The 12,159-nt window shown below is 62.7% G+C and carries 8 protein-coding genes; 6 read left to right on the top strand and 2 right to left on the bottom strand.

Annotated elements, in window-relative coordinates; genetic code table 11:
* Nucleotides 1–2,306: T6SS effector BTH_I2691 family protein (locus FQ664_RS13010; protein WP_144172267.1), on the top strand; the 2,306-nt coding region annotated here is incomplete at its 5' end.
* Nucleotides 2,307–2,310: 4 nt separating this feature from the next.
* Nucleotides 2,311–3,189, top strand: a complete 879-nt coding sequence (locus FQ664_RS13005) for a DUF6708 domain-containing protein (protein WP_144172266.1) — start codon at nucleotides 2,311–2,313, stop codon at nucleotides 3,187–3,189.
* Here the strand turns inward: FQ664_RS13005 and FQ664_RS13000 are convergent.
* Nucleotides 3,176–3,988: a class I SAM-dependent methyltransferase gene (locus FQ664_RS13000; protein ID WP_144172265.1), complete on the bottom strand. Its 813-nt coding sequence runs from the start codon at nucleotides 3,986–3,988 to the stop codon at nucleotides 3,176–3,178. The two genes, FQ664_RS13005 and FQ664_RS13000, sit on opposite strands and share 14 nt — an antisense overlap.
* A 290-nt stretch (nucleotides 3,989–4,278) precedes the next feature.
* Nucleotides 4,279–6,465 (bottom strand): OsmC domain/YcaO domain-containing protein, encoded by a 2,187-nt coding sequence (locus FQ664_RS12995; protein ID WP_144172264.1) that lies wholly within the window; start codon nucleotides 6,463–6,465, stop codon nucleotides 4,279–4,281.
* Nucleotides 6,466–6,810: 345 nt separating this feature from the next.
* Between FQ664_RS12995 and FQ664_RS12990 the strand changes: the two genes are divergently transcribed.
* The 4 genes from FQ664_RS12990 (at nucleotide 6,811) to FQ664_RS12975 (ending at nucleotide 12,038) form a co-directional block, all read left to right on the top strand.
* Entirely contained in the window at nucleotides 6,811–7,266 is a 456-nt protein-coding gene (locus tag FQ664_RS12990) for a (2Fe-2S)-binding protein (RefSeq protein WP_003259224.1), read from the top strand.
* A complete protein-coding gene (locus FQ664_RS12985) occupies nucleotides 7,266–9,515 on the top strand; it encodes a xanthine dehydrogenase family protein molybdopterin-binding subunit (protein ID WP_144172263.1) in 2,250 nt (749 codons plus the stop codon). The genes FQ664_RS12990 and FQ664_RS12985 overlap by 1 nt, the downstream gene beginning before the upstream one ends.
* Nucleotides 9,516–9,532: 17 nt before the next feature.
* Complete coding sequence (locus FQ664_RS12980; protein ID WP_144172262.1) at nucleotides 9,533–10,876, top strand: c-type cytochrome; 1,344 nt, start codon at nucleotides 9,533–9,535, stop codon at nucleotides 10,874–10,876.
* A gap of 142 nt (nucleotides 10,877–11,018) precedes the next feature.
* On the top strand, nucleotides 11,019–12,038 hold the full coding sequence (locus tag FQ664_RS12975) for an XdhC family protein (protein WP_144172261.1): 1,020 nt from the start codon (nucleotides 11,019–11,021) through the stop codon (nucleotides 12,036–12,038).
* Nucleotides 12,039–12,159: the final 121 nt, after the last annotated feature.

Raw genomic sequence — 12,159 nt, 5'->3', positions numbered from 1 at the left:
TACCGGCGTGCTACCGGCTGGATGCCGAGCAGCTAAGCGTGCAAAGCCGCGATTTCCACCACCGCAACCTGGTGGCCATGCTGCTGAACAAGACGCTGGAAAGCCTGTACCCGGCGGATGCACCTTCGCTGGAGCTCGCCGAGTTCCGGCTTGGCACGGCACGCCGCGGGCCCGCCCTGTCTCCGGCCGAGTCACGTTTTCACGCCCTCACCCACGAAGACTATTCCCCCAACGGCGCGCGCCTGGCACAGCGCCTCGACCTCGCCAAGTACCGGCGCTTCCTCACCGAGCGTGATGAACTGGAACGCCGTATTGCCACCTTGCGCACGCAGGCCTTGCAAGCCAGCCACGATCATGACGCCTGGCTCGGGACCGCCGAACCCCAACATGTCGATAACCCCTACAGCCTGGCCGCGGCCCTGGCCTGCTACGACCGCGACGAAATCACTTCCGCGCGCGGGCTGGAAATCTCCCTGGCGCTGCTGATTCAGTCGATGGGCCAGCCGGCCCCCGGCACNGAAATCACTTCCGCGCGCGGGCTGGAAATCTCCCTGGCGCTGCTGATTCAGTCGATGGGCCAGCCGGCCCCCGGCACTGAAGAACAGGATCAGCGCCTCAAACGTCTCGAACAGTGGCTGGACCAGCACGACAGCCCGCTGTACACCGCCCTGGCGCCGTTCAACCCGTTCAAGGACAAGGCGGATTCGATCGGCAGCTTGCTCGGCGCCAGCGACAACGTGATCCAAGGGTTAGCCGGCCGTTTTCCGGCCATGGCCGACATCACCGACCTCACTGCGCAGTCGGTCAACACCGTGGTGCTCAAGCGCCTGCGTGGGCAGACCCGCTGGGATGCCAGTCATGGCCTGCGTCAGCAGGTGTTGTTGGCGGGGCGCGAGGCCAATGCCGAGAAAGCACTGGGGTTGCTGGCAGCGCGCTACCGGATTACCGGGCAGGCCATCGCGGAAAATCCGTTCAGCCAGGAAGTGGAGAAGTACCTGAAGAGCGGCATGGCCCAAGTTGAAGAAATGAAGCAACTGCGCATCTCGGGAAGCCGGACGGTTTCAATCGAACTGACCACCACCGTGCGAGTGAAACCCAACNAAATGAAGCAACTGCGCATCTCGGGAAGCCGGACGGTTTCAATCGAACTGACCACCACCGTGCGAGTGAAACCCAACTTTCTCGGGTTACTGACATCCGGCGTGGGCGGTGGTTTGAACGCCGGGATGCTGTGGTTCAACGTGATTTCGCTCAAGACCGCCTACAACAGCCTGCAAAAAAGCGATGCCCTGGAACACACCGCAGGGTTCGCTGCGTCGGTCTTTGGCGTAATGGGTGCAACGGCAGCCACATTAGTCAGCGTACGGGCAGCACAGAAAGCCGTAATGTTGAGATTAAGTGCCACGGCGCCGGGCATGGGCTTTAGCAACGGAATTGTAAACCTATTAGGGAGTCATCTGTTCACAAGAGCATCAGGTTATCCGGCGATAATTTCGGGTCTTTTATCTGATTTCACCAAAGGGAGGCGTCAATTACAAAACGGCGATTCGGTTTCCGGCTTATACAATATAACTGGTGGCGCAACAACCGCCATAGGTTCCGCCCTTATGTTAGAGGGAAGTTTAGCCATCGCTGGCCCGACATTCCTTATACCTTTTGCAGGTTGGTCTGCAGCGGGAATCGTGTTGACGGGGGGCACACTAATAGTCGCAGGGCTATATCTCTATTCTAAAGCGCATGAGCGCTTGCATAGCCCGATAGAACTATGGGCAAGCAGGTGTATCTTTGGAACTAGAGAAAACGATGGAGAAATCCGACCTGGTTTGACCCTAGACTTTCAAAAAAAGCTTCCTCGCTTCGCCAGCATTATTGAAGAAATGGAATCATGGCATGCTGAGACGTATGCCCCAATAGCACTTTCACTGGAGCAGTCAACGCGACTCAGCCTGGAAGCGTTCACAACAAGACTTAGCACCAACAGCCAGTGGCCAACGCCGGACTGGGCAACAATTATACATAGCCAAGTATCCGAGGACGTGCCCACGATAGAGTTCACCATACTACTACCCAATTTTATGATCGGGCAAAGCGAATGGTCTGGCACACTAAGAGTCGAAGACACCGACGGAAACTCAACAACACTCACAACCACACCAAACTGCTACATCATTCCCGCAGGCGTCGTACTGCACTATAAAACCCAGAGAAAAAAAGCCAGCAACGCAAACTTATCAATCAGCTACCACCTGAATCACTGCTTGGCCACTTCCACAAACTCCAGCGCAGACTTCTTTATCGAGAGATAATTCCATGGCAACCATATGGCTATTCAACCCCAAAACAAAAACCAACATAGATCCAAAAATTTCAGGACAATTGACCGATATAACCAGTTTCTTTTTGCGCTTGCGGAACCCATGGGTTACTGACTCAGTATTCATGGGTAAGATGTACACTGCAATGTGTATAGCCACAGCTTTCTTTGCCTATCCACCACTTCTAAATGACTCGACGAATTATGAACTTGATGGCGCCTACGTATTTCTTGCCATGCAGATTATTTTGCCGTTTATTTTTACACCTTTTTTAGCCTACAGAATATTCTTCATAAGAAATCTCTCAGACATCTACCTGAACAGGCTAACGAAAAAAATCTATTACAAACGAATTGGAAAGGTGTTTAGCTTCGACTGGTGCAACATCAGAGGCGGCTTGTTCAAACGCAGAGAATTCGGTGGTTCTTCCTTTAGCACGAGCTATGCCCTAGCCTTCGCCCCTTGCCGAGAGGACGGCAGCCTCCACCAGAAAGACTGCCTCTGGGTCGACAGCAACGAACCCACCGAGTCCGACGTCCAATACGTCGCCGAAGTCTGGGAGTACCTCCGCCACTTCATGGATCACGGCCCGGACAAGCTCCCCCCTCCCGGCGAACCCAACTGGTGGCACAAACCACTTCACGCCATCTGCCTGACCCCGGCAGAAGCCTGGCGCCATTACGCCCCCTGGCGAACCGGCGAGCCCGGTGAAATGCAGGGCAAAAAAAATTGGCAGCTGCCATTCTGGGCCGTGCTGTTCCCTTACAACCTGACGGTCGCCATCTGTTGGTACTTCCTCTGCAAACTCTTCAATGTCCGGGCAGCGCCACCACCAGCAGAGGCCTTCGAAGGAGCGCCTGCTAACCCCGAATGATCACCACCTCAAGGTATTCACTCGGCACCACCAATGACGAAGAGCCCCCCACATTGCTGTCATTCAGCAACTGGGTCAGGTCCCGCTCCAGCGCCCCGGTCGCCTCCGGCTCCAGCGTGGCAAACGCCTTGTGCACCGGCCCGTACCAGGTGCGAAACACCTCGATGAAATGCGCCGCCGAGCGATAGCGGAAGTTGAAGTACTGGCGGCTGACGTTCAGCTCTCCAAGCGCCCCCTCGAACAGCACGCGCAGTTGTTCCTCGTCGCCCCAGCGCGAGGGAGGCAAGGCCCCGGCTGGCGGCGGTACGTGCCGCCCGAGGGTCTTGAACATCTGCCCGACGAACCCTTGCGGGGTCCAGTTGGCCAGGCCGATGCGGCCGCCGGGCCGGCACACTCGAGCCAACTCGCGTGCAGCACGGGCCTGGTCGGGGGCGAACATCACGCCGAAGGTGGAAAGCACGGCATCGAAGGTGCCATCGGCAAACGGCAGCGCTTCGGCATCGGCGGTCTGGAACACCACGTTGAGGTGCTCGGCCCGCGCCCGTTCTTCGCCGCGCTTGAGCAGTTCGGGCACATAGTCGGTGGAGGTGACGCAGCAGCCGCGCCGGGCAGCAGCCAGGGTGGCATTGCCGTTGCCGGCGGCGACATCCAGCACCTGCTCGTCCCAGCGCAGGTCACAGGCTTCGGCCAGGCGTTCGCCAACCAGTTGCAAAGTGGTACCGATTACCGCGTAGTCGCCACTGGCCCACGCGGCTTGCTGGCGGGCTTTGAGGGCATTGGTATCCAAAGGGATGCTCATGGTCTGCGCCTTCGTGCTGTGCGCGGCCGAGGTCCTTCTGGCGGTCAACGCGCCATGGATTGAGAGGGTGGGAGCAAAACGCTACGCGCCCGGCAGGCAAAGCGGCAAGACAGATTGGAGATAGCGGCAAGAACAAAGCGCTATATAAAGGCTGCCGGCCCATCGCCAGCAAGCCTGCTTCCACCTCGACAGCACCGATCTCAAGCCATGTGCTGTACCTGTGGGAGCTGGCTTGCCGGCGATGACGCCAGAACAGTCAGTACAAGATAGCGATTGGAGCACTGCGGCTATCAGGCGAACCTGGCCCTGGCCGCGTGCAGCTTCTTGTAGCTTTCGATCAGACGCAGATGGCGATCGAGCCCTTCGAGCTTCATGCTGGTCGGGGTCAGGCCATGGAAGCGCACGCTGCCGTCCACCGAACCCAGCACCGCGTCCATGCGCGGGTTACCGAACATGCGGCGGAAGTTGGCTTCGTAGTCGGCCATTTCCAGTTCATCGTCCAGCAGTACTTCCAGCACTACATTCAGCGCCTGGTAGAACAGTCCGCGCTCGACGGTGTTGTCGTTGAACTGCAGGAACGCCTCGACCAGTTCCTTGGCGTCCTCGAAGCGCTGCACCGCCAGGCAGATCAGCAGCTTCAGCTCCAGAATGGTCAACTGGCCCCACACCGTGTTCTCGTCGAACTCCACACCGATCAGCGTGGTGATGGTGGTGTAGTCATCCACATCACAGTTGTCCAGACGCTTGAGCAGCAGCTTGAGGGAACGGTTGTCCAGGCTGTGCAGGTTGAGGATGTCGGCGCGGAACGCCAAGGCGCGGTTGGTGTTGTCCCAGATCAGGTCTTCGACCGGGTAGATCTCCGAGTAGCCCGGCACCAGGATGCGGCAGGCGGTGGCGCCGAGGGTGTCGTACACCGCCATGTACACTTCCTTGCCCAGCTCTTCGAGGATGCCGAACAGGGTCGCGGCCTCCTGCACGTTGGAATCCTCGCCATGGCCGGAGAAGTCCCACTCGACGAATTCGAAGTCGGCCTTGGCACTGAAGAAGCGCCACGACACCACGCCACTGGAGTCGATGAAGTGCTCGACGAAGTTGTTCGGCTCGGTCAGCGCGTGGCTTTCGAAGGTCGGCTGCGGCAGGTCGTTCAAGCCTTCGAAGCTGCGGCCCTGCAGCAGTTCGGTGAGGCTGCGCTCCAGCGCCACTTCCAGGCTCGGGTGGGCGCCGAACGAAGCGAACACGCCACCGGTGCGCGGGTTCATCAAGGTCACGCACATCACCGGGAACTCGCCCCCCAGCGACGCATCCTTGACCAGCACCGGGAAGCCCTGCTCTTCCAGGCCCTGGATACCGGCAACGATGGCCGGGTACTTGGCCAGCACCTCCTGCGGCACATCCGGCAGGCACAGCTCGCCTTCGAGAATCTCGCGTTTCACGGCGCGTTCGAAAATTTCCGACAGGCACTGCACCTGCGCCTCGGCCAGGGTGTTGCCGGCGCTCATGCCGTTGCTGAGGAACAGGTTCTCGATCAGGTTGGACGGGAAGTACACCACCTGCTGGTCAGACTGGCGCACGAACGGCAGCGAGCAGATGCCGCGCGCGGTGTTGCCCGAGTTGGTGTCGTACAGGTGCGAGCCGCGCAGTTCGCCGTCCGGGTTGTAGATTGCCAGGCAGTGCTGATCGAGGATCTCGGCCGGCAGCGCATCGCGTGGGCCGGGTTTGAACCACTGCTCGTTCGGGTAGTGCACGAACGGCGCGTTGGCCAGGTCCTCGCCCCAGAACTGGTCGTTATAGAAGAAGTTGCAGTTCAGCCGCTCGATGAACTCGCCCAGCGCTGAGGCCAGCGCCGCCTCCTTGGTCGCGCCCTTGCCGTTGGTGAAGCACATCGGCGACTGGGCGTCGCGCACGTGCAGCGACCACACGTTAGGCACGATGTTGCGCCACGAGGCGATTTCGATCTTCATCCCCAGCCCGGCGAGGATGCCCGACATGTTGGCGATGGTCTGCTCCAGCGGCAGGTCCTTGCCGGGGATGCAGGTGCTGGTGTCCGCCACCGGCATCAGCAGGCCCTGGGCATCGGCATCGAGGTTGTCGACCACTTCGATCACGAACTCGGGGCCGGTCTGCACCACCTTCTTCACGGTGCAGCGGTCGATGGAGCGCAGGATGCCTTGACGGTCCTTCTCGGAAATGTCCTCGGGCAGCTCGACCTGAATCTTGAAGATCTGGTTGTAGCGGTTTTCCGGGTCGACGATGTTGTTCTGCGACAGGCGAATGTTTTCGGTGGGGATGTCGCGGGTCTGGCAGTAAAGCTTGACGAAGTAAGCCGCGCACAAGGCCGAAGACGCCAGGAAATAGTCGAACGGCCCCGGGGCCGAGCCATCACCCTTGTAGCGGATCGGTTGGTCGGCGATCACCGTGAAGTCGTCGAACTTGGCTTCGAGACGGAGATTGTCGAGAAAATTGACCTTGATTTCCATGCGGGATTACCGTGATTTGAGCGTGCAAAACGAAATTGGCCGGCATTATCCGGGTTTTCACACCGGAAGTCCTGTTTGCCTGCGCCGGCCCTATCGCCGGCAAGCCGGCTCTCACAGGAACTGCACATGACGTGAGGTCGATGCGGTCGAGGTGGAGCCGGCTTGCCGGCGATAGGGCCGGTGCAGACTTGCGCATTCCACCGAATTGCTTGCCTGATCCTCTGAACCTGCCCGTGCCAGCAGACCAGCGGTCACCCCGCTGTGCTAGCGTTTCTGCACTGGGGAGCACCGTATTCCCCGCTCGAAAAAACCAGGCGATAGCAACCGTTGACGGACAGGTGAACCATGGAACTACGCATCAACCAGAAGACCTATCAGGTCGAGGCAGACGCCGACACGCCCCTTCTATGGGTGATCCGCGATGACCTGGGGCTGACCGGCACCAAGTATGGCTGCGGCCTGGCCCAATGCGGTGCCTGTTCGGTGCTGGTGGACGGCAACGTGGTGCGTGCCTGCGTCACCCCGGTGGCTGGGGTGGTCGGGCGCGAGGTGACCACCATCGAGGCGATCGAGGCCGATGCCGTCGGCAAACGGGTGGTCGCGGCCTGGGTCGAGCACCAGGTGGCCCAGTGCGGCTACTGCCAGTCCGGCCAGGTAATGGCGGCCACGGCGCTGCTCAAGCACACGCCCAAGCCCAGTGACGCGCAGATCGAGGCAGCCATGGTCAACCTGTGCCGCTGCGGCACCTACAACGCCATCCATGCCGCCGTGCATGAACTGGCCCAAGGGGAGAAGGCCTGATGAACACGCCAGTCGATTCCCCCGCCGAACTGCTCCAGCTGCAGCAGGGCGAAACGGTCAACCTGTCGCGTCGGCGCTTCCTTGCCGGCACGGCTGTCGGTGCTCTGGTGCTTGGTTTCGGCCTGCCCATGGGGTCGGCCCGTGTGCAGGCAGCGGCCGCAGCAACCACGGAGCGCGGCACCCAGGTGCCGGCGTTTCTGGAGATCCGCCCAGACGGTACAGTGCGCCTGCTCAGCCCGTTCATGGAAGGCGGGCAAGGCCCCTTCACCGCCATGGCGCAGATCGTTGGTGAAGAGCTGGACGTCGACCCGGCCAACTTCGTGGTCGATAGCGCGCCGCCCGGGGAAGCCTATGTAGTGATGGAAAACGGCATGCGCATCACCGGCGGCAGCATGTCGGTGCGCATGAGCTATCCGACCATGCGCCGCCTGGGCGCCCTGGCCCGGGCCATGCTGCTGCAGGCGGGTGCCGAGCAACTGGGCGTGCCGGTCGAAGAACTCTCCACCACACCGGGTCACGTGGTACATACCACGACTGGCCGCTCCATCCCCTACGGTGAACTGGCCGGGCGCGCCATGGACCTGCCGGTACCAGACCCGGCCAGCGTCAAGCTGCGCGACCCCAGCCAGTTTCGCTGGATCGGCAAGCCGGTACGTCGCCTGGATGCCTACGACAAGTCCACCGGCAAGGCCGTGTACAGCATCGATATCAAGGTCGACGGCATGCTCCACGCTGCCGTGCAGCACGCACCACGCCTGGGCATGACCGTCGGCAGCCTGCGCAACGAAGACCAGGTCAAGGCCATGAAAGGCGTGCATTCGGTGCATCAGCTGCCGGGCGCCGTGGCGGTGGTTGCCGAACGCTGGTGGCACGCCAAGCGCGCGGTCGAAGCCATCCAGGTGGACTGGCAGGAGCCCGCTGCCGACAGCCCGGCACGACCGATGCCGGCCGATTTCTCCAGCGATGGCTGGCGCGAGCACCTGGCCACGGTCACGGGCCCGGCCCGCGACGACGAAAACCAGGGCGATGTGGCCGGTATGCTGGCCAGTGCCAAGACCCGGGTCGAGGCAACCTACCACAACCAGTACCTCAACCACGCCCAGTTGGAACCGCCGTCGGCACTGGCGCGCTTCAACCCGGACGGCACCCTGGAGGTATGGCTGCCCAACCAGGCGCCGGACATGTTCCGTGATGACATCGCCAAACGCACCGGCCTGGCCCCGGCGCAGATCACCCTGCATTCGCCGTTGCTGGGCGGTTTCTTTGGCCGCCACTTCCTGTACGACTCGGCCAACCCCTACCCGCAGGCCATTGCCTTGGCCAAAGCGGTCGGCCGGCCGGTGAAACTCATCTGGAGCCGCGAAGAAGAATTCCTCCGCGATGTGCTGCGCCCGGTCGCCGTGGTGAAGTTCCGCGCCGGGCTGAATGCCGACGGCCTGCCGGTAGCCCTCGAAGCCGTGAGCGCCACCGAAGGCCCGACCGAAGCCATCGCCGGCAAGCAAGGCGAAAAGCTCGACCCGACCGCGCTCGAAGGGCTGTCGGGCAAGTCCTACGCCATCGCCAACAAGCGCATCGCGCAGATCTACGTCAAAGGCCCGGCCATGCTCGGCTACTGGCGCTCGGTGGGCAACTCGCTGAACGACTTCTTCTATGAGTCGTTCCTCGACGAGCTGGCCGACAAAGGCGGCAAGGACCCGTTCGAACTGCGCCTGCACCTGCTGCGCGACAACCCGCGCCTGACCAACCTGCTGCAGGCCGTCGCCGAACTGTCCGGCGGCTGGAAGCGCGGGCCGTTCACCGCCGAGGATGGCAGCAAGCGGGCGCGTGGCGTGGCCATGGCCTCGCCGTTCGGCTCGGAGGCAGCGGTCATTGCCGAAGTGTCGATCGAGAACGGCCAGGTCAAGGTGCACGACATCTGGCAGGCCATCGACCCGGGCAGCATCGTCAACCCGGCGATCATCGAGCACCAGGTCAACGGCGCCGTCGCCCTGGGCCTGTCGCAGACACTGCTGGAAGAAGCGGTGTACTTCGATGGCAAGCCGCGCGCGCGCAACTACGACCTGTACCCGATCCTGCCGCCGGCGCGCATGGCCAGGGTGCATGTGCGCATTGTCGAAAGCGGGGCGAAGATGGGCGGCATCGGCGAGCCACCGTTGCCCGCCGTGGCACCGGCGGTGGCCAACGCAGTCGCGCAGCTCACCGGCCAGCGCGTACGCAGCCTGCCATTGAGCCGCCATACCTTCAGCTGAGCACACAAGGACGCCCCATGACCCATCGTTTCGCAAGAACCGCTGGCTGGCTGGCGCTGCCGTGCCTGGTCGCGGCAGGCCTGCTGGCCTGGTATGTCACCCGCGAGCCCGCCTCGCCGTTTGCCGAGGCGCAAGCCACGGCTGCCGACCCGGCGCTGATCAGCCGTGGCGAGTACGTGGCCCGGCTCAGCGACTGCGTGGCCTGCCACAGCCTGCCGGACGGCAAACCGTTCGCCGGCGGGCTGGAAATGGCCACCCCGCTGGGGGCGATCCATGCCACCAACATCACCCCCGACCGCGACACCGGCATCGGGCACTACAGCCTGGCCGACTTTGACCGCGCCGTGCGCCAGGGCGTCGCGCCCGGTGGCCGGCGGCTGTACCCGGCCATGCCCTACCCGTCCTACGCCAAGCTCAGCGATGACGATGTGAAGGCGCTGTACGCCTTCTTCATGCACGGTGTGCAACCGGTGCAGCAGGCCAACCTGGCCAGCGACATTCCCTGGCCGCTGAACTGGCGCTGGCCCATTGCCATGTGGAACGGCCTGTTCGCCGCCAACACGCCTTACGCCGACCAGACCGGGCAGGATGCGCAATGGAACCGCGGCGCTTACATCGTCCAGGGGCCCGGCCACTGCGGCAGCTGCCATACCCCGCGCGGCCTGGCCTTCAACGAAAAGGCCCTGGATGACAGCGGCAAGCCGTTCCTCGCTGGTGCCCTGCTCGATGGCTGGTATGCACCGAGCCTGCGTGCCGACCCCAACACCGGGCTGGGGCGCTGGAGCGAGGCCGAGATTGCGCAGTTCCTCAAGACCGGGCGCAACCGGCATGCGGTGGTATTCGGCTCGATGACCGAGGCGTTCAACAACTCCACGCAGTTCATGAGCGACGACGACCTGGCCGCCATCGCCCACTACCTGAAGTCGCTGCCCGGTGACCCGCAACGCGATGGCGCGCCGTGGCAGTACCAGGCCGAATCGGCTGCGGCGCGGCTCGATAGCCCTGGAGCGCATACCTATGTAACCCGCTGTGCGTCGTGCCACGGTCTGGACGGCAAAGGCCAGGCCGAATGGATGCCACCCCTGGCCGGCGCTACCTCGGCACTGGCCAGGGAAGACGCCTCGGCGATCAATATCACCCTCAATGGTTCGCAACGGGTGGTGACGGCCGGGTTGCCCGATGCCTATCGCATGCCGGCCTTCCGTGAACAACTGAGTGACCAGGAAATTGCTGATGTGCTGGGTTTCGTGCGCAGTGCCTGGGGGAACAATGGTGGTGCGGTGAATGCGCAGGCGGTGGGCAAGTTGCGTGGGCATACCGATCCGGCCAGTAGCAGCCCGATCATTTTGCATATGCGCTGAACTGTGAAGGCCCTTTCGCGGGTGAACCCGCTCCCACAGGGTTTGCACCAGCCTCCTGAATTATGCAGAACCTGTGGGAGCGGGTTCACCCGCGAAGAGGCCGGCACAGCCCCCCTTGAACATCGGTTTTAATGGAGTCCAAATGGAAAGCATCGACCTGCTGGTCCTGCGCACCACCCGAGACTGGCTCGCCGCCGGCCACCGCGCCCTGCTCGCCACGGTCGCCCGCACCTGGGGCTCCTCTCCCCGCCCGGTGGGCTCGATGATGGCCCTGCGCAGCGACGGCCGCGTGGTCGGCAGTGTCTCTGGCGGCTGCATCGAAGACGACCTCATCCACCGCTACACCTGCGCCTACAGCGGCCCCGGCATGCCTGGCGGTCTGCCCCAGGTGGTGCGCTACGGCGTCAGCGCCGACGAGGCCCACCGCTTCGGCCTGCCCTGTGGCGGTACCCTTGAACTGGTGCTGGAATTCGCCCCATCGTTGCAACACTTCGAGCAGCTGCTCGCCGACCTCGACAGTGGCAGTCTGGTACGTCGTGGGCTCGACCTGCGCAGCGGTGAAGCCAGCCTGACCGCCACCAGCACACCCGAACTGTTCAGCTTCGATGGCCAATACATGCTCAGCACCCTCGGCCCCGGCTACCGCCTGCTGCTGATCGGTGCCGGCGCGCTGGCCGAATACCTGGCGACCATGGCCCTGTTCAATGGTTTCAGCGTTTCCCTGTGCGACCCACGCCCCGAATACACGGCAGGTTGGAACGTTGCCGGCGTCAACCACCTGCCCGGCATGCCGGACGACGTGGTGCGAACCTTCGCCCCGGACCTGCGCAGCGCCATCGTCGCCGTCAGCCACGACCCCAAGCTGGACGACCTGGCCCTGCTCGAAGCCCTGCACAGCCCGGCGTTCTACATCGGCGCCATCGGCTCACGGCGCAACAGCCAGCTGCGCCGCGAGCGGCTGATCGAACACTTCGGCGAAAGCGAAGCGTCGTTGCAGCGCCTGCACGGCCCTATCGGCATTTATATCGGTAGCAAGACCCCGGCCGAGATCGCCGTCAGCGTCATGGCCGAGATCCTCGCGGCGAAGAACGATGTCAACCTGCCCGGCGCGGTCAGCGTGACCCGGGCCAAGGAAGCCGAGCAGCTGGCGCGGTCCCTGTAGGGGATCGCCCAGCCTTTGGGCTGCGCTGCCGCACAGAGAACTGAGTTCGCCAGCGGTGCGCGTACCCTGTGCGGCTTTAGCCGCGCCCACAAAGGCCCTGCTAATTCAATGAATGATGTGC

It is taken from the genome of Pseudomonas persica, assembly GCF_900291015.1.
Classification (GTDB): Bacteria; Pseudomonadota; Gammaproteobacteria; order Pseudomonadales; family Pseudomonadaceae; genus Aquipseudomonas.
Note: the sequence above shows the minus strand (reverse complement) of the source record. Positions and strands in the feature narration are given on the sequence as shown.

Coding starts and splice junctions, on each gene's coding strand:
- FQ664_RS13005 (WP_144172266.1), top strand. CDS start 2,311: ATGGCAACCATATGGCTATTCAACCCCAAAACAAAAACCAACATAGAT.
- FQ664_RS13000 (WP_144172265.1), bottom strand. CDS start 3,988: ATGAGCATCCCTTTGGATACCAATGCCCTCAAAGCCCGCCAGCAAGCC.
- FQ664_RS12995 (WP_144172264.1), bottom strand. CDS start 6,465: ATGGAAATCAAGGTCAATTTTCTCGACAATCTCCGTCTCGAAGCCAAG.
- FQ664_RS12990 (WP_003259224.1), top strand. CDS start 6,811: ATGGAACTACGCATCAACCAGAAGACCTATCAGGTCGAGGCAGACGCC.
- FQ664_RS12985 (WP_144172263.1), top strand. CDS start 7,266: ATGAACACGCCAGTCGATTCCCCCGCCGAACTGCTCCAGCTGCAGCAG.
- FQ664_RS12980 (WP_144172262.1), top strand. CDS start 9,533: ATGACCCATCGTTTCGCAAGAACCGCTGGCTGGCTGGCGCTGCCGTGC.
- FQ664_RS12975 (WP_144172261.1), top strand. CDS start 11,019: ATGGAAAGCATCGACCTGCTGGTCCTGCGCACCACCCGAGACTGGCTC.